The 16,480-nt window shown below is 64.0% G+C and carries 14 protein-coding genes; 4 read left to right on the top strand and 10 right to left on the bottom strand.

Annotation, left to right across the window (positions count from 1 at the left end; genetic code table 11):
* Nucleotides 1–16 precede the first annotated feature (16 nt).
* The 5 genes from NLM25_RS23410 to NLM25_RS23390 form a co-directional block, all read right to left on the bottom strand.
* Nucleotides 17–2,011: a TonB-dependent siderophore receptor gene (locus tag NLM25_RS23410; RefSeq protein ID WP_254141245.1), complete on the bottom strand. Its 1,995-nt coding sequence runs from the start codon at nt 2,009–2,011 to the stop codon at nt 17–19.
* Between the two features lie 639 nt (nt 2,012–2,650).
* Complete coding sequence (locus NLM25_RS23405; protein WP_254138561.1) at nt 2,651–4,057, bottom strand: hypothetical protein; 1,407 nt, start codon at nt 4,055–4,057, stop codon at nt 2,651–2,653.
* Nucleotides 4,058–4,140: 83 nt separating this feature from the next.
* Nucleotides 4,141–4,599: a hypothetical protein gene (locus NLM25_RS23400; protein WP_254119424.1), complete on the bottom strand. Its 459-nt coding sequence runs from the start codon at nt 4,597–4,599 to the stop codon at nt 4,141–4,143.
* A gap of 403 nt (nt 4,600–5,002) precedes the next feature.
* Nucleotides 5,003–7,003, bottom strand: a complete 2,001-nt coding sequence (locus tag NLM25_RS23395) for a primary-amine oxidase (RefSeq protein WP_254138560.1) — start codon at nt 7,001–7,003, stop codon at nt 5,003–5,005.
* A gap of 15 nt (nt 7,004–7,018) precedes the next feature.
* Nucleotides 7,019–8,215 (bottom strand): serine hydrolase, encoded by a 1,197-nt coding sequence (locus NLM25_RS23390; protein WP_254138559.1) that lies wholly within the window; start codon nt 8,213–8,215, stop codon nt 7,019–7,021.
* Between the two features lie 181 nt (nt 8,216–8,396).
* On the opposite strand from NLM25_RS23390, the gene NLM25_RS23385 reads away from it, so the two are divergent.
* Nucleotides 8,397–9,380 carry a helix-turn-helix domain-containing protein gene (locus tag NLM25_RS23385; protein WP_254138558.1) on the top strand — a complete coding sequence of 328 codons (984 nt, stop codon included), beginning with the start codon at nt 8,397–8,399 and terminating at the stop codon, nt 9,378–9,380.
* A gap of 15 nt (nt 9,381–9,395) precedes the next feature.
* Here NLM25_RS23385 and NLM25_RS23380 read toward each other — a convergent pair whose 3' ends face one another.
* The 5 genes from NLM25_RS23380 to NLM25_RS23360 all read right to left on the bottom strand — a co-directional run bounded on the left by NLM25_RS23380 (nt 9,396) and on the right by NLM25_RS23360 (nt 14,646).
* Nucleotides 9,396–10,169 (bottom strand): MetQ/NlpA family ABC transporter substrate-binding protein, encoded by a 774-nt coding sequence (locus tag NLM25_RS23380; protein WP_254138557.1) that lies wholly within the window; start codon nt 10,167–10,169, stop codon nt 9,396–9,398.
* Between the two features lie 28 nt (nt 10,170–10,197).
* Nucleotides 10,198–10,863, bottom strand: coding sequence for a methionine ABC transporter permease (locus tag NLM25_RS23375; protein ID WP_254119414.1), 666 nt, complete (start codon nt 10,861–10,863; stop codon nt 10,198–10,200).
* The gene (locus NLM25_RS23370) at nt 10,853–12,004 is read right to left on the bottom strand and encodes a methionine ABC transporter ATP-binding protein (RefSeq protein ID WP_254138556.1); all 1,152 of its coding nucleotides are present in this window, start codon (nt 12,002–12,004) and stop codon (nt 10,853–10,855) included. Before NLM25_RS23370 ends, NLM25_RS23375 begins: the two co-directional genes overlap by 11 nt.
* Nucleotides 12,005–12,236: 232 nt before the next feature.
* On the bottom strand, nt 12,237–13,709 hold the full coding sequence (locus tag NLM25_RS23365; RefSeq protein ID WP_254138555.1) for a DASS family sodium-coupled anion symporter: 1,473 nt from the start codon (nt 13,707–13,709) through the stop codon (nt 12,237–12,239).
* Nucleotides 13,710–13,839: 130 nt separating this feature from the next.
* Nucleotides 13,840–14,646, bottom strand: a complete 807-nt coding sequence (locus NLM25_RS23360; RefSeq protein ID WP_254138554.1) for an enoyl-CoA hydratase/isomerase family protein — start codon at nt 14,644–14,646, stop codon at nt 13,840–13,842.
* Between the two features lie 121 nt (nt 14,647–14,767).
* Between NLM25_RS23360 and nthA the strand changes: the two genes are divergently transcribed.
* The 3 genes from nthA to NLM25_RS23345 are packed head-to-tail and all read left to right on the top strand — an operon-like array spanning nt 14,768 to nt 16,439.
* A complete protein-coding gene (gene nthA / locus NLM25_RS23355) occupies nt 14,768–15,403 on the top strand; it encodes a nitrile hydratase subunit alpha (RefSeq protein ID WP_254138553.1) in 636 nt (211 codons plus the stop codon).
* On the top strand, nt 15,400–16,059 hold the full coding sequence (gene nthB / locus NLM25_RS23350; RefSeq protein ID WP_254138552.1) for a nitrile hydratase subunit beta: 660 nt from the start codon (nt 15,400–15,402) through the stop codon (nt 16,057–16,059). The genes nthA and nthB overlap by 4 nt, the downstream gene beginning before the upstream one ends.
* Nucleotides 16,059–16,439, top strand: coding sequence for a nitrile hydratase accessory protein (locus NLM25_RS23345; RefSeq protein ID WP_254138551.1), 381 nt, complete (start codon nt 16,059–16,061; stop codon nt 16,437–16,439). Before nthB ends, NLM25_RS23345 begins: the two co-directional genes overlap by 1 nt.
* Nucleotides 16,440–16,480: the final 41 nt, after the last annotated feature.

Genomic DNA, 16,480 nt, shown 5'->3' with positions numbered 1-16,480 from the left:
GGACCGTCCTCACAACTCACCAGCGATAGGTCAGCTTGCCGATCGCCTTGCGCCCCTCCGCGTAGAAGCAGCCGGACAGGCTGTAGCAGGCGGCGACATAGCGCGTGTCGGCGAGATTGGTAACGTTCAGCGACAGACGCCAATTGTCGCGGGTGTAGGCGAGCAGCGCGTCCAGCACGGTGGACGATCCCACCTTGAAGGTGTTGGCGTCGTCACCCCAGGTCGCGCCGACGTAGCGGATGCCCCCGCCGAATTGAAGGCCGGCGAGCGGGCCGTTCTGGAGCGTGTAGTCGCTCCACAGCGAAGCGCGGTTGAGCGGCACCGTGGGCGGCGCCTTGCCGAGATTGACGGGATCCCGCGAGAGCTCGGCGTCGACATAGGCGTAGGCGGCGCGCAGGTTCCAGCCGTCGGCGAGCGACATCGTGCCTTCGAGCTCGATGCCGCGCGATTTTACCTGCCCGATCTGCTCGGCGAGATAGCTCGGCGGCGCAAAGACGACGACGTTGTCGCGCGTCAGGTCGAAGGCGGCAAACGTGAACAGCGCGTTCCAGCCGAGCGGCTGGTACTTGACGCCGACCTCGTACTGGACGCCGGTCTCGGGATTGAGCATCTGTCCGGACGGCCCGGTCGCGAGCACCGGCAGGAACGACTCGGAATAGCTGAAATAGGGCGCGATGCCGTTGTCGAAATTGTACATCACGGCAGCACGGCCGGTGAAGGCCGAAGCATCCTTCGAGACCGACGTGTTGGCAGCGGGGAGATTGCTGTCGACCTGCGTCGTCACGAAATCCTGGCGGCCGCCGAGCTGGAACGACAGCCGGCCGAACTTGATCTGGTCCTGCGCGTAGAGGCCGACCTGCGACTGCTTGACGCCGGTATTGTCGTTCATGGCGCCGATCGTCCAGTCGTAGCTGTAGACCGGGTTGAAGACATTGATCTCGGGTGCCGAGGTCGTGACGCCGAAGGCGGTGTCGCGGAACGTGGTGTTGCGATAGTCGATCCCGACCAGCGTGGTGTGGCTGAGGAAGCCGGTGGTGAATTTGCCCTGGAGCTGATTGTCCACCGCGAAGGAGTTGATGTACGTGTTGCTATAGCTGCCGAAACGCGCGAGCTGCCCCGCGGCCTCGTTGGTGTAGCCTCCGCCGTAAAACACCTTCTCCTCGTTGTGCTGATAGGCGTAGCGCAGGTTCTGCCGGAACGTGATGTTGTCGGTGAAATTGTGCGAGAGCTGGTAGCCGGCGGTCGCGATCTCGGTGTTGAACGCGTTGAAGCTCGGCACGCCCGCGAAGAACGAGACCGGGATGGAGCGGCCGTTGTTGGGCCATACCGTGCCGGAGGCCGGCAGGAACTGGAGGCCCCACCCTGCCCGATCCCTCTGATAGTCGGCGAGGATCGTGATGGTGGTGTCCTCGTTCGGCTTGAACGTGACGGCGGGCGCGATGAAGACGCGGTTGTCCTTGGTGAAGTCGACTTGGGTTTCGCCGTCGCGGACGACGCCGGTGAGGCGCCACAGCACGGTACCTTCCTTGTTGGCGGGGCCGCCCATGTCGAACTGGCCCTGATAGCGGTTGAAGCTGCCGCCGGAGATCGAGACCTCGCCGAACTGCTGCGCGGTCGGCAGCTTGGTGACGTAGTTGAGGATTCCGCCGGTGCCGCTGCCGCCATACATCGCCGAGGACGGGCCCTTGAGGACCTCCAGGCGTTCGGCACCGTAGGGATCGAGGCCGTTGAAATGCACGTAGTTGCTGGAGGGAACCCGCAAGCCGTCGATGTAGAGGCCTGACATGGTCGTGTCAAAGCCCCGGATCTGGAGGGCGCCGAAGCGGGTGTCCGAGCCGCCATTGACGTCGCCGCTGACGCCGGCGGTATAGCGCAAGGCCTCGCCGATCGAGACCGCGCCCTGATTCCTGATCTGGTCGGTGGTGACGACGGAGACCGACTGCGGCGTCTCGATCAGGGGCGTGTCGGTTTTGGTGGCCGTACCGCTCCGAGCCGCTACGAAGCCGCGCACCGGACCATTGGCGCGTTCGCCCGTGTTGGAATTCGATGAGGCCGACTGCGTTGGCGTGGCTTGCTGCGCGGGAGAACGCCGGTCGGCGCGTGCGGCACGTGTCGTCACGGATCGCCGCGTTGAGGTCACCGTCGCAGAACGCGCGCGCTGGGCCGGCGCTTCCACCGAGACCGCAGGAATCTGGGTCTGGGCCATGACGGATGTGAAGGGAATGCTGAGAGCGGATGTGCTGACGGCGGCGAAGAAAAGCACTTGAAGCTGTCGAACACGCGTATTGGAACAAGAACGAAGTTGGAAGTTTGGCACGTCTATTGAAGCCCCACGCACGGCCGGCTTTGCCGGAATGATTTTTGGAGTCTCGCCCTAACGCAGGGGCATTTTCAGTGCGAGAGATCGGGCGTTAGAATTTATCGAGACTGGGGAATAAACCGTGCGGCGAATGCGCCTATGGCCGGATTTAGGTGCATCGCTCGCTTCTGCGAGCGCTCTGATATGGAATGCTTCTAGAGTGGGAGCATTCGCCGCTTGTCCGCAACCGCCTGGAAAGCGGCGGCCTTGCTCCCTCGCGAACGAATCGCCGCGACGACGATCACTCCGACTGCTGACCGCGGGCGAGCCACCCAGAACAATCCCGGCAACTCAACCTTGCGAAGCAATCATCGTGTTGAGCGCTTTGACGCTTGGCGCAAACAGCACCGCGACGCCCTTGTAGCGAATGAACTGCTTCATTTGGAACGTCAGGGAAGAGTTCCCTGCGAGCGCAACCTGGAACCGGGTCTCGGCCTTCGGATCGGCACGGTTTCCGGTCAAGGCATCCTGCGCGCTGGTTCCGTTCGGAAGTTGCTTGTAGGCGTCGGCAAAGTCCGTCAGATGCATCCACCGCAGGATGGTATAGAATTGCTCGTTGATCCTGGCGAAGTAGAAGAGCCCTACGATGCCGCGGTCCTTCCCGTCGTCCACCGTGCCGTCCAGATGAGGACCGTAGGAAAATCCGCGGCGTATGACGCGCGGCGGCCCCTTGGGGAAACGAATCTGATTGGCAAATTTCAGCGGCTGGTCGCGGCAATTGACCACTCGAATGTGAGCCCCGAGCGGGCATTTGACGCCGTTTGGATCGTCGCCATAGCCGAACGCGTCGTTCAGTTGCGGGGTGGACGGTGGTGCATCCGGAAAACGTGACAGCGGCGAACCATGCCGCCAGCGTCCCATGATCTTGGCCGCGATCCATTCCTCGGCCAATCCCGGGCCGACATGCGGCGCCACCTGCGGTGCGTTGTCCTTCAGGAATGTGTTGAAGCCCGCGACGTCCTGATAAAGCCACGATAGCCCGACGAATGATCCGTCGCGCGCGAACTCCTGCCATGGACCGGGCTTGAACGGTGCCGTGGGAAAATCGCTGTTCGGATAGCCGACGACGATCTCGCGACAATCGACGGCGTCGGAAGCCCTCGCAGCCGGCACGTCCTGCCAGTCGATGTTTGGCGCAGTGATACCGTCACGGTAACCGAAATGCAGACGGCCGTCGGCCGGCCGACAGCCGGACAGAGCACCGTCGTCCCAGCTGTCGAGCACCAATTCCTGAACAGCGAAGCCTATCGCCGACTGCCGGATTTGCGCGAGGCAATCGGCTTTCTGCTCGGGCGTATCGAACCCGATGTGGATGGCGAGATCGATATCGCCCGATTTGAACTTGCCGTCCCACCATCCGGCGGGAGCGCTGGCGTCGAAGAACCCGAGCTGTGTTGCAATGCCGCCATCCGGCGCCTGCGCCGGATCCACGAAAGCCGCCTCGAACTGCCGACGGCCCTGCGCGACGTCGAGGTCGGTGTGGCCCGACAACAATGTCGCGATGCCGTTCCAACTGAACAGGAAGTGGAACGCGGGACCATCGGCATCCGGCCCCGCCCCCACGGCCGTCCGCGGTATCCATTGCCGCAAGAACGATTTGGCGCCGCTGGCGTCGCCAAACTTGAACAGCAGAACCGCCAGCAGCGGCTTGGCGGAGCTTCGCGCAACGATCGCCTGCAAATTGCCGAGATCCACCATGGCGCCTGTCCTGCAAGAACGGTCAGCCGATAGGTGCAGCTTCAAGGCTGACCTATCTCGAAAGAGCAAATCGGCCCTGAATGCTATTTCCCGAGCTTTTTCAGGATTTCTTCGACCGTCATGTGGTCGTAAGCCGAGAACAGCCAGCCGGACGGGTTACCATTGATGTCTGTTGAACCGTCGGTGGCCTTGCCCAGCGAGAGCGCGTTGGCGTTCTTCGAGAATTCGAAGAACGAGGCAGGATCGTTGATGTCGAGGCCTTTGGTATCTGCCAGGGAAAATATCGCGGCAAATACCGGCGTAAGCGCACGCCGGAAGAACTCCGTGTATTCCTGGTGCGATCCCTCATATTCGGTGATGACCTGAATGTATTTGTCGTCGATGACGACGACGCGCGCGAAATGAACGATCCGGGACTGCTTCAACGCAGCCGCGATTTTGGACTGGACCTCGTCGGCGAAGACGGCCTTGAGGTGCTGCAGCTTGGCCAGGGTCTCGGCATCCTGCTTGATCGGCAGCGTGAGATTGAGCGCATGGGTCATGGGAAATCTCCTTACAAAATACAACTTTAAGATGGTATCATTTCGGCAAGCGATTGAAAGCAGACTTTTCGACGCGTCCCCTTGATCGCGGCCGCACAGCTTCGTCAGAACGCAGAAATGACGTTTCGCTATCGAAGCAGGATGGAAAGGGGCCGACCGCCTGCATTTGAATGCCCCGGACGATCAGCAGGGCTTACATACTCATTGAACCTAAAATTGAAGCGTAAGCCGAGAACACGTCGCTGTCGAGAGCGCTCACGGAGGAGATGCACTCGTTTGGGACGCGCACGTCGTCGGCCCCGAAACGACAATGATACTCCCTCGTCCGGACAGTTCGATGACAAGCGCAGTCGGCTGACGAAGCCAGGTTGGTCAGCCTGTTGCGAACGTGACGCAGTGCGACCTATGCGTCTCTGGCGTGACAGCACTCCCCTCCGCCCGCGCCGCTCGGCTCGCCCGCCAGCACACTGCGGCTGTTGCGCTCCGGCGGGATGTCACCGGCGGCATTGGCGGCGAAGAAGCCGGTCGGCTTCAGGACGAAGCCGGCATATTCGACCGGCATGATCGGGAAATCTTCGGGCTTGCAGATATGGGTGTGGCCGAAGGAGTGCCACAGCACGATGTCGGTATTTTCGATGTTGCGGTTCTGCGCGGCATAGCGCGGCAGGCCGTCGCCGCCGGCATGGACGTTTGGATAGTCGCCGCTGGCGTATTTTTCGCTCGCGTCGAAGGCGGTCACCCAGACGTGTTTTGTGGCAAAGCCGCCCCGCTTGCGCACATAGCTGCCGTCCTGCGCCAGCATCAACGGGCTCGGATTGACGACGAGCTTGTAGGCCGGCGATCCGCCGACCGAATTGGTCTCGTTGGGATTGCTGATCTTCCAGAACCGGCCGGTCTCTCCGTTTGCAATCGCCGCCGCGTCGCGCTCGCGCGACAGCACGCGCGTGGTGGTGTCGAACACGTTGCCATGCGGATTGTCGCGGCCCCAGGGCCGCGGTACGAACTCGTGCTCGGTGACGGTGTTGCCGCCGCCGTCGAGATCCATGTGCAGGCGCACGTTGAAGAAGTGCTGGTGCGTCGGTCCGCCCAGATTGTCGTCGACCATCCCGCCCCATTTGTACGCCTCGCCTGATGGCACGGCGGCGGTCTGGATAATGCCGGTGAGCTTCGTCTCCAGCTGGATCGTGCCGTCCTGGTAGAGATACCAGTAGAAGCCGTAATCGTAATTGCCGACGGTCGCAAAGAACGAGATGACGAGGCGCCGCGAACGGCGGACCTCGAACAGGCCGTTGCGGAATTCGTAGTGTTTCCAGGCAATTCCATAGTCTTCTTCATGCATGCAGATCGCGTTCTGCATGACGAAGGGCTCGCCCTTGTTGTCGGCCGCCGGCACGTCGAAATAGTGGATGTTGCCGAGGCAGTCGCAGCCGAGCTCGAGCGCGTTGGCGAGCATGCCGAGCCCGTATTCGCCGGCATCGAACGCCGACTTCCAGAAATGGTTGGCGGTCGGATCGGCATAGGGCACGACCATCTCGGTGACGCTGGCGCGATGGATCAGCGAACGCCTGCGATCGCCGTCCCGATAGCCGAGCTGATGCAGCACCAGGCCCTCGCGCGGCGTGAAGCCGACCCGAAAGCTCCATTTCTGCCAGTCGACTTTCCAGCCATCGACCTTGAAGCTCGGACCGTCCGGCTGCTCGATGTGCAGCGGCTTGATGTCGGTGCGCGGGTTTTGGACCTCATGCGCGCCGTAGTTCCGCTTCTTGCGCGGGATCGGCACGATCGGGTCCGCGTCGGTGAGGTCAATGATCTTGCCGTCGATGAGGTCGACGACCGCGACCACGCCCTCGATCGGATGGGCATAGCCGTTGTCCTGGAGATGCTCGCGGAAGAAGCTGACTGCGCGAACGATGCGCGCGCCGCGCTCATACTCGAAATCGAAGAAGCCCGAGGAGAACGGGTCCACCTGGACCAGCTCGATGTCCTTGTCGGTGAGCCCGCGCCGGTACATCGCCGCGCGCCACCTGGGGTCGGCCTTCACCACGGCCTCGCACTTGAAAAACTCCTCCAGCATCACCGGCGGCTGTCCGTACGGTGCCTCCCGGGTCGGAACGACTTTTCGCCCGACGATCTCGTTGCGGGCGAGATCGACGATGTGCTCGATGGCTTCGCCAGTCATTATATCCAGCGTCAGCGCGAAGGCGCGGCGCCCCGCTCCGCCCGCGGCGAGCTCCTGCTTGGTCGGCTCTTCCAGCCGCACCGTCGGAAAGCGGCAGTTCTCGGGTGATGTCGCGGCGGCGCGCACCAGCGTGCAGGCCGCGGTGATCTCTTCAGCGGTCAGCGGATCGAGCGGATGTAGCGTTGCGATCTGCGGCGATGATTTGGCTTTGACGGTCTCGAGCATGGGAATGTCCGGAGATCAGCGCGGAGCGAGATGGGTCGTGATGGCGCGGAAGGCCGCGAACCAGAGTTGGTCGATCGGGACGTCCATCGCCTTGGGCTGCGTCGCGAGCTTGACGATGACGGTGTCCGAGTCGAGATCGACATAGAGATGCTGGCCGTGAATGCCGATTCCGGTCAGCGCATTGCGGGATGGATCGATTGTGAACCATTTGCTGCGATAGCGCGCGCCCGGAAAGAACTCGGCGAGGTCGCCGTCCGCCCAGGCCTTGGCATCGCCGTTCTCGCGGATGTCGTCGATCCACCAGCCCGGCACCACTTGCCGCCCCTCCACAACGCCGCGGTTACGCATCATCTCACCAAACCGCAGCAGATCGCGCGCGGTCACGGAGATGCCGCCCGCAATGCGGCCCATGCCGTGGCTGTCGAGCGTCAACGAGCCGTCCTCCTCGGCGCCCAACGGCTGCCAGAGATATTCGGAGAGGATGCGGTGGTAGGGCATGCCGCAGGCGCGCTCATAGACCCAGCCGAGCACCTCGGTGTTGGTCGACACGTAGTGAAACACCTTGCCATGCGGTTTGCCGGTGCCGCGCAGCGTGGCGAGATAGGCGCGCTGATGGCCGGGCTCGACGCCGGGTGGCGGCACATCCCAGCCCGATGAGAAGCGGTACCGGGCGACGTCGCCGGCGGGGTCTTCGTAGTCTTCCTCAAATTGGATCGCGACGGCCATGTCCAGGAGGTTGCGCACGGTGCAGGTGCCGTAAACCGAACTCTCGAGCTCCGGCACGTAGCGCACCACCCTCGCCTCCGGATCGACCAGGCCACGTGCCGCCAGCACGCCGCCGAGCGTGCCGGCGACCGCCTTGCTGATCGAGCAGATCAGATGCGGCGTGGTCACGCTCATGCCGTCGCCATACCATTCGTGAATCAGCGTGCCCCGATGCATGACGAGGAGAGTATCGGCAAAGGTCTCGCGCAGCGTCGCCTCGATCGTGGTGGGCTGGCCGTCGGGCGCTGTAAAGGCGAGCTTTGATAGCTCGCGCGGTGCGCTCGGCATCGATGTCGGCTGCGCCGAACGCCGGATCTCCGCGGTCGGCAGCACTTCGCGGGTGTGGGTAAAGCCCCAGCGGATGGCGGGGAAGCTGCGCCAGTTGGCGCGCGTCACCTGGGCCTCGGGTGCAGGCGGGCTGCCGCGCATGATGTCCGTCGGTCGCATCTCGATCCCTCCGCAAGGCCATTCCAACCCCGGTGTCGGGAACGGCAAGGAGGCAGACTGCGCGGAAGGCTGTCTCGGGCGTTATCGAGATCCGGCAATATTTTGCTGGACACGGGCGTGGGGCGTGCCAGTCTGGTGTGGTTCTTGCTGGCGGTCGGGTGGTGAATTTCGACGTGCTGTCATGGTCTTAAGCGCAACTCCTCCGATTCAAGACTCGGCTGCTAACCTGCTTCAGGCCAGCAGTACAGATGTCGACGAGCACTGCGCCACGCTCGGCCGCTGGCGGCTCAGCTACGACCAGATCAGCGCCGGTGCCTTCAGGGGCAGTTTCACCCAGCTCTCTTTGCCCCGGTTGGAAGTGTTCCGCGAGATCACCAGCCAGCAGGTCCGGCAATATGGCCAACTCGGCGCCGGCAGTTTCGGCATTGGCCTGCCCTGGTGTGGCGAGGGCGAGGTCAATTGCAACGGCGCCGCCGTTGCGGGCGCCCAGGTCATCGCCTGCATCGACGCCGAGGTCGACATGTGCACGCCGAAGGCGTTCGAGCTGCGCGGTGTCGTCGCCAGCGCGGCGCTGATCGAGGAGCTGGCCGCCCGGCTTGATATCGAGCTGCCACGCAGCGTCTGGCACCAGTTGCGGGTGATCGAGATGGCGGCGGCGCCGGTTGCGCGACTGCGCGCCCATCTCGCCACCATTTACGAGACCATCACGGCCGTACCCGAACAGTTCGACGATCCGGCCGCGCGGCAGGCGCTGGAGGACGCCCTTCTCGTCGAGATCATGGACATGCTGCCGACCGCACGAACCAGCGATCCCGGCCGCAGCTCTGCGGCGCGCAAGCGGACCGTGGACCGCGCCCGCGAACTGATGCATGGCAGCGGCGAGCGCACGCTCTCGCTGCTGGAAGTCTGCAAGGCGGTCGGCGCGAGCCCGCGCAAGCTCGGCTATTGCTTCCAGGAAGTCGTGGGCACGAGCCCGATGCATTATTGGCGCGCGATGCGGCTGAACCGGGTGCGGCGCGACCTCAAGCGCGGCGCCGAGACGTCCGTCTACGATGTCGCGGCGCAGCACGGCTTCTGGCACTTCAGTCAGTTCTCGCTCGACTACAAGCGCCACTTCTCCGAGCTGCCCTCGCAGACGTTGCGGCGCGCCAGGCTGGCTGCCTGACGCGCGGTTCGCCGCTTACCAGGTCGGCAGATAGGTGCCCTTGAAGCGCGTCTCCAGAAACGCCTTCACGGGGTCGGAGTGATAGACCTCGATCAGCTGCTTCACCCACGGCTTGTCCTTGTCCTCCTCGCGGACGGCGAGGATGTTGACCCAGGGTCCGTCAGGGTTTTCGCGGGCGATCGCATCGGTCGCCGGGTTGAGGCCGGCCTGCACGGCGTAATTGTTGTTGATCGAGACGACGTCGACGTCCTGCAGCGCGCGCGGAAGCTGGGCAGCATCGAGCTCGACGAAGCGGAGCTTCTTCGGGTTCTCGGTGATATCAGCGATGGTCGAAGAGACGTTGTTCGGATCCTTCAGCTTGATCACGCCGTGCAGCGCCAGGATCATCAGGCCGCGGGCCCCGTTGGAGGGATCGTTGGCGATCGCGACGCGGGCGCCTTCCGGCAGATCGGCGAGTTTCTTGTACTTCTGCGAATAGACGCCCTGGGGCGAGCCGATCGTGTTCGCGACCTTGACGATCTTCCAGCCGGTCTTGGAGATCTGGTTCTTCAGGTACGGCTCGTGCTGGAACGAGTTGGCCTCCAGGTCCTTCAGCGCCAGCGCCTGGTTCGGGATCACGTAGTCGGTGAACTCGACCACCTTGATGTCGAGGCCGCGCTCGGCACCGACCTTCTTCACGACGTCCAGGATCTCGGCATGGGGACCGGCGGTCACGCCGACCCGGATGGTTTCGCCGTTAGCCGTGGTCGCGAGCAAGGCTGCAGCCGCAAGGGTTGCGAGAAAACGCATTGATGTCTCCAGTTTCAGAAAGATTGCCTCAGCGCTGCCGCAGCCGGCGGTTGACCCGGCGCGCCAGATAGTCGCCCGCGCTCTGGACGAGCTGCACCAGCGCGATCAGCACGACGACGACGGCCAGCATCATCTCCGGCATGAAGCGCTGATAGCCGTAGCGGATGCCGAGATCGCCGAGCCCGCCGCCTCCGACCGCGCCGACCATGGCGGAATAGCCGAGCAGGCTGACCACGGCGAGCGTCAACGCCAGCAGAAGGCCCGGCAGCGCCTCGGGGATCAGCACCTTGAGCACGATCTGGATTGGGGATGCCCCGAACGAGGACGCGGTCTCGATCAGGCCGCCATCGACCTCGCGGATCGCGGCTTCGACCAGACGCGCGATGAACGGCGTCGACGCGATGACCAGTGGCACGATCGCCGCGGTCGAGCCGATCGAGGTGCCGGCGATGAGCCGGGTGAACGGGATGATGGCGACGACCAGGATGATGAAGGGCGTCGAGCGCGTCGCATTGACGACGATGCCAAGCACGCGATTGATGAAGGGAGCCGAGAACAGCTCGCCCTTGCGGCTGGTCGCGAGGAAGACGCCGAGCGGCAGGCCAAAGGCGGTGCCGAGCAGCGCGGCGATGCCGACCATGTACAGGCTTTCGCCGGTGGCCTGGACGATGAGGTTGATGAGTTCAGGCGACATAGCCGAGACGCTCCGCCGAGAATTGATACTGAGAGAGCCAGGCCAGCGACCGCGTCACCGCGTCTTCGCCGCCGGAAATGCCGAGAGGTATACCGAGGGTCAGCGAGCCCACATGCTGGCCGCCGATCTCGTCGATGCGGGCCGACAAGAGCGAGACGTCGAGACCGAGCTCGCGGGCGAGCCGCGCCACCAACGTGTCTCCGGCCCCTGCCCCGCGCACCTGAACGCGGATCACGGCCTGCCCGCCGCCAGACGGCTCCGGCACGATCCGGCTCGCCAGCGACACCGGCAGGCTGTCGCCGATCACTTCGGCGAGGAAAGACTGCGTGATCGGATGCTTCGGATGGGTGAAGATATCGGCGACATGGCCGCTCTCGACGACATGGCCGGCATCGAGCACCACGACTTCCTTGGCGAGCTGGCGCACCACGGACATCTCATGGGTGATCAGCACGATGGTCACGCCGAGCTCGCGGTTGATGTTGGCGAGCAGATCGAGGATCGCGCGTGTGGTTTGCGGGTCGAGCGCGGAGGTCGCCTCGTCCGACAGCAGCACGCTTGGCCGCGTCGCCAGCGCACGGGCGATGCCGACGCGCTGCTTCTGGCCGCCCGAGAGTTCCGAGGGATAGCGGTCGTGCTTGTCGGCGATGCCGACCAGCGCCAGCAGCTCGGCGACGCGGGCCTTGATGTCGGCCTTGGCCCAGCCGGCAATTTCGAGCGGCAGCGCGATATTCTCGGCGGCCGTGCGCGACGACAGCAAGTTGAAATGCTGGAAGATCATGCCGATCGAGCGCTGCGCCAGCCGCAATTCGCGGCCGGCCAGCGCCGAGATATCGCTGTTATCGACGATCACGCGGCCCGTAGTCGGCTTCTCCAGACCGTTGATCAGCCGGACCAGGCTCGATTTGCCGGCGCCGGAGCGGCCGATGATTCCGGTGATCGAGCCACGCGGAATCGCGAAGTCGATATCCTGCAGTGCGTTGACGCCGGGCTTGCCACGATAGGCCGGGTAGATTTTCGAGATGCCAGCGAAACGGACCATTGCGTCCGCTTCGGCTGCGGCGGGTGAAATCGCGTCAAGCGTTTCGAGCGGTTGTCCGATCGCGAGCGATTGGTGGGCGTTCATGGAGGCGGCCTTCATGCACAATAGTTCGCTTGCCCGCACGCCCCCTGGGCATACGGGAACCAGGTCGCATCGAGCGACAGGGGTGAAAAACGATGACGGCTCGGGTCGAGCGCGCTGCACCGCAGCACGCACCATCGCCCTTTCCGGACTTTCTTGCAATGTCAGATATTTGCGGGGAGTTGGACGAAGTTTTCCAAATCCCTCCCCCGGGAAGAAAAATCATCTGCCGCGGGTATCAGCCTCCGGCTCAGTACACCCACAACCAGGGCAGCACTATCAGCAGCAGGCCGGCGAAATAGACCACGCCGAACAGCAGCCCAAAGCCCCAGAACTGGCCCTTCCCGATATAGCCGCTGCCGAAATACATCGGCGCGGGCCCCGTCGCGTAAGGCGAGATGACGCCCATCAGGCCGAGCGAATACATGCAGAGCATGGCGAGCGTGACGACCGGCAGGCCGGGAATGCCCGATCCGACCGCGAGCACCACCGGCAGCACGGCGGCGGCATGCGAGGTGATGCTCGAGAAGAAATAGTGGATCCAGAAGAACAGCGCGACCAGGAGAAGCATGGCGGTCGACGGCGACAGCCCCGCAAGCGGCTTTGCGTATTCGGTTGCGAACCATTTGATGAAACCGATCTCGTTGAGGCCCGAGGCCAGCGTCAGCAGCGAGGTGAAATAGAAGAACACCTCCCAGGCGCTCTTCTCGCTGACGATGTCGGCAAACTCGATCACGCCCGTCACCAGCATCAATGAGATCACGATGAATACGACGGTGGTGGCGTTGACGAAGTTGGAGCCGATCCCGGGCACGTGGATGTCCGGGCTCGAGCCCGCGATCCAGAGGAACATCGCGAGCAGGATCAGGCCGAGCATAATCCACTCGTTGCGCGACATCGGGCCCATCGTGCCGAGCTCCTTCGCCGCCCAATCGGAGATCTCCGGGCTGCGCTTCACCTCGGGACGGCAGACCGCGTAGCTGAGCAGCGGCACGAGGACCATCAGGAGGATGCCAAGCGGCGCAAAGCCCATGAACCACTGCGCCCAGCTCACCTCGACCCCGGCAGTCTTCTTGGCGATCGCAAGCGCCGCAGCATTGGGCGCAAGCGCGGTGAAGAATAGCGAACTGGTGACCGCGGTCGCCGCAAACGCCGTCCACATCACATAGGTTCCGATCTTGCCGGCAGTCGGCCCCGGCTCGGAGCCGTAGATGCGGGGGATGTTGCTGATGATGGGATAGACGATGCCGCCGCTGCGCGCGGTGTTGGACGGCGTCGCCGGCGCGAGCAGGAGGTCTGACATCGCGACCGCATAGCCGAGACCGAGTGTATTGCTGCCGAGTCGCTGCACCAGCACCAGCGCGATGCGCCGGCCGAGCTGGCTCTTGCGATAGCCGATCGAGAACACGAAGGCACCGACGATCAGCCACACCGTGCTCTCGGCAAATCCCGCCAGCATCCAGCGCAGCGATTTGCCGGGATCAGGATCGATATAGCCGGCGACGCCCGCGACCGTCAGGCCGATAAAGCCGACAGCGCCGACCGGCATCGATTCCAGGATGAGCCCGGTGATCACGGCCGCGAACACGGCAAAATAGTGCCACTGGTTGACGTTGAGCCCTGGCGGCACCGGCCACAGATAGATCGCCAGCCACACCACCAGCGGCGCGATCAGCTTCCAGCGAAACCCCGTCGCTTCAGGCGCCTGAGAACTGGCGGTCATGGATCCTCCCCTCGATTGTCGTCGCATCGTGCGGCTCGTTGGTCGAGCCTGCTCTTGTCCCAGCGCGGCGTATACGGATTGTCCGCGGCGCTATCAATGGCCTGTCTCGAGTTCTATCCTGGCTTGAGTTTCAGCGCCCCCTGAACCGTGGCTTGCGGCGCGTCAGGAACGCCTCGACCCCCTCCTTGTGGTCCTCGCTGAGGCCGGCGAGCGCGAACTGGTCGACGTCCATGTGGCTGGCGAGATCGTCCAGCGCATGCGCGAGCCGGTTGACCGTCAGCTTCGTCATCGCGACCGAGAGCGGCGGCTGCGCGGCGACCTTGCGCGCGAGATCCATCGCGGCATCGAACGCATGGCCGGGATCGACCACCTGCTCCACCAGGCGCCATTCATAGGCCTCATCGGCCGAGATACGTTCATCGGCCAAGATCACCGCCTGCTTGGTGCGGGCCGGCCCCATCAGATGCAGCATGCGCGGGATGCTCTGCCAGCTCATGTTCATGCCGAGCCCGATCTCGGGCACGCGCAGATGCGCATCGCGGCCCATGACGCGGAAGTCGAGCGCCACGGCGAGCGCGACGCCGCCTCCGACACAGAAGCCCTCGATCGCCGCGATCGTGATCTGCTCCATCTCCTGCCAGGCGTGGGTCAGGCGCGGCCCGAGCTTGAGATGCCGCCGCAGCGTGCCGAGATCCATGTCCTTGCGCGAGCGTCCTTCGGCGTCCTTGAGGTCGAAGCCGGCGCTGAATGCAGCGGCGCTGCCGGTCAGGACAACGACGGAGGTTGCGGCGTCATCCTCGAAGCTGCGGGCTGCCGCCGTGAGCTGGCGCAACGCCTCCGGCGACAGCGCATTGAGTCCGTCGCCACGGTCGAAGCGTACGACCGCAATCCGTCCCTCGGGCCCGAGGCCCTTCTCGATCTTCACGTAGTCTGTCACCAACGTCTCCCAATCTGCTTTGCCGCAACGCCAGCCTACACCCGGCCTCACGAATATGGGACCCGGTTGCGCCGCAACGCATACTCGACAGGCGGGGATCATTGCGCCTATCTTTGATGCCATGAGCCATGATCACGACCACCACCATCACCACGATCACGATCATTCGGAATTGTCCGAGACCGAGCTGCGCGTGCGCGCGCTCGAGACGATCCTGACCGAAAAAGGCTATGTCGAGCCGGCCGCGCTCGATGCCATCATCCAGGCCTATGAGACCAAGATCGGCCCGCATAACGGCGCACGCGTCGTCGCCAAGGCCTGGATCGATCCGGCGTTCAAGAAGGCGCTGCTGGAAGACGGCTCCAAGGCCATCGGCACGCTCGGCCATGTCAGCCGCGTCGGCGACCATCTCGTCGTCGTCGAGAACACGCCTGAGCGCCACAACATGGTCGTGTGCACGCTGTGTTCCTGCTACCCTTGGGAAATGCTCGGGCTGCCGCCGGTCTGGTACAAGGCCTCGCCCTACCGTTCCCGCGCGGTGAAGGACCCGCGCGGTGTGCTCGCCGACTTCGACGTCAGTCTGCCAAAGGACATGGAGATCCGTGTCTGGGATTCCACGGCCGAGACACGCTTCCTGGTGCTGCCGATGCGGCCCGCGGGCACTGAGGGCTGGAGCGAGGAGCAACTCGCCGCGCTCGTCACGCGCGATTCCATGATCGGCACCGGCTTTCCCAAGACGCCGGGAGCGCCCTCATGAACGGCGTGCACGACATGGGCGGCATGGACGGGTTCGGCAAGGTCGAACCCGAGCCGAACGAGCCGATGTTTCACGCAGACTGGGAATCCCGCGTGCTGGCGATGGTGCGCGCGATGGGGGCTGCCGGGGCCTTCAACATCGACACCTCGCGCTTCTATCGCGAGACGCTGCCGCCGCATGTTTATCTCTCGAGCTCCTATTACAAGAAATGGTTCCTCGGGCTCGAGGAGATGCTGATCGAGAAGGGGTACCTTACCCGGGAGGAAGTTGCCGCCGGCCACGCGATGCAGCCTGCAAAGACGCTCAAGCACGGCAAGTTCGACCTCGCCAATGTCGAGCGCGTGATGGTGCGCGGCAAGTTCGCCCGCCCTGCCCCGGCGCCGGCGAAATTCAACATCGGCGACCGCGTCCGCGCGAAAAACATTCATCCGACCACGCATACGCGGCTGCCGCGCTATGTGCGCGGCCATGTCGGTGTCGTCGAATTGAACCACGGCTGCCATGTTTTTCCGGATTCGGCGGCGATGGAGCTCGGCGAGAACCCGCAATGGCTCTACACCGTGGTGTTCGAAGGCAACGATCTCTGGGGCGCGGATGGTGATCCGACCCTGAAGGTGTCGATCGATGCGTTCGAGCCGTATCTGGACCCGGCGTGATGAGCAGCACGGCTGCGGCCGCCGCGACGGCGGCGATTCCAAGCATCCCGCGTGATGACGATGGCCCGGTGTTCCGCGCGCCCTGGGAAGCGCATGCGTTCGCGATGGCCTTGAGCCTGCATGATCGCGGCGTGTTCACCTGGCCGGAATGGGCCGCAGCCTTGGCCTCGGAGATCAAGCGCGCGCAGGCCGCCGGTGATCCGGATACGGGCGAGACGTACTATCTGCATTGGCTCGCCACGCTGGAAGGGCTGGTCGCACGCAAAGGCGTGGCCTCGGCGGAGACGCTGCACCGCTACCGCGACGCTTGGGACCATGCCGCCGACCGCACGCCGCACGGCAAGCCGATCGAGCTTAGGCCGGAGGATTTTGCGGGATAGTCGCTGAGCGCCGCGTTGTGTAGTGGACGCTGTTACTTCAA

It is taken from the genome of Bradyrhizobium sp. CCGB01 (genome assembly GCF_024199795.1).
Classification (GTDB): Bacteria; Pseudomonadota; Alphaproteobacteria; order Rhizobiales; family Xanthobacteraceae; genus Bradyrhizobium.
Note: the sequence above shows the minus strand (reverse complement) of the source record. Positions and strands in the feature narration are given on the sequence as shown.

Excerpts from the sequence above, each read along its gene's own strand:
- NLM25_RS23385 (WP_254138558.1), top strand. The coding sequence starts at position 8,397 with ATGGTCTTAAGCGCAACTCCTCCGATTCAAGACTCGGCTGCTAACCTG.
- NLM25_RS23405 (WP_254138561.1), bottom strand. The coding sequence starts at position 4,057 with ATGGTGGATCTCGGCAATTTGCAGGCGATCGTTGCGCGAAGCTCCGCC.
- nthA (WP_254138553.1), top strand. The coding sequence starts at position 14,768 with ATGAGCCATGATCACGACCACCACCATCACCACGATCACGATCATTCG.
- NLM25_RS23365 (WP_254138555.1), bottom strand. The coding sequence starts at position 13,709 with ATGACCGCCAGTTCTCAGGCGCCTGAAGCGACGGGGTTTCGCTGGAAG.
- nthB (WP_254138552.1), top strand. The coding sequence starts at position 15,400 with ATGAACGGCGTGCACGACATGGGCGGCATGGACGGGTTCGGCAAGGTC.
- NLM25_RS23345 (WP_254138551.1), top strand. The coding sequence starts at position 16,059 with ATGAGCAGCACGGCTGCGGCCGCCGCGACGGCGGCGATTCCAAGCATC.
- NLM25_RS23390 (WP_254138559.1), bottom strand. The coding sequence starts at position 8,215 with ATGCGACCGACGGACATCATGCGCGGCAGCCCGCCTGCACCCGAGGCC.
- NLM25_RS23400 (WP_254119424.1), bottom strand. The coding sequence starts at position 4,599 with ATGACCCATGCGCTCAATCTCACGCTGCCGATCAAGCAGGATGCCGAG.
- NLM25_RS23395 (WP_254138560.1), bottom strand. The coding sequence starts at position 7,003 with ATGCTCGAGACCGTCAAAGCCAAATCATCGCCGCAGATCGCAACGCTA.
- NLM25_RS23370 (WP_254138556.1), bottom strand. The coding sequence starts at position 12,004 with ATGAAGGCCGCCTCCATGAACGCCCACCAATCGCTCGCGATCGGACAA.
- NLM25_RS23375 (WP_254119414.1), bottom strand. The coding sequence starts at position 10,863 with ATGTCGCCTGAACTCATCAACCTCATCGTCCAGGCCACCGGCGAAAGC.
- NLM25_RS23380 (WP_254138557.1), bottom strand. The coding sequence starts at position 10,169 with ATGCGTTTTCTCGCAACCCTTGCGGCTGCAGCCTTGCTCGCGACCACG.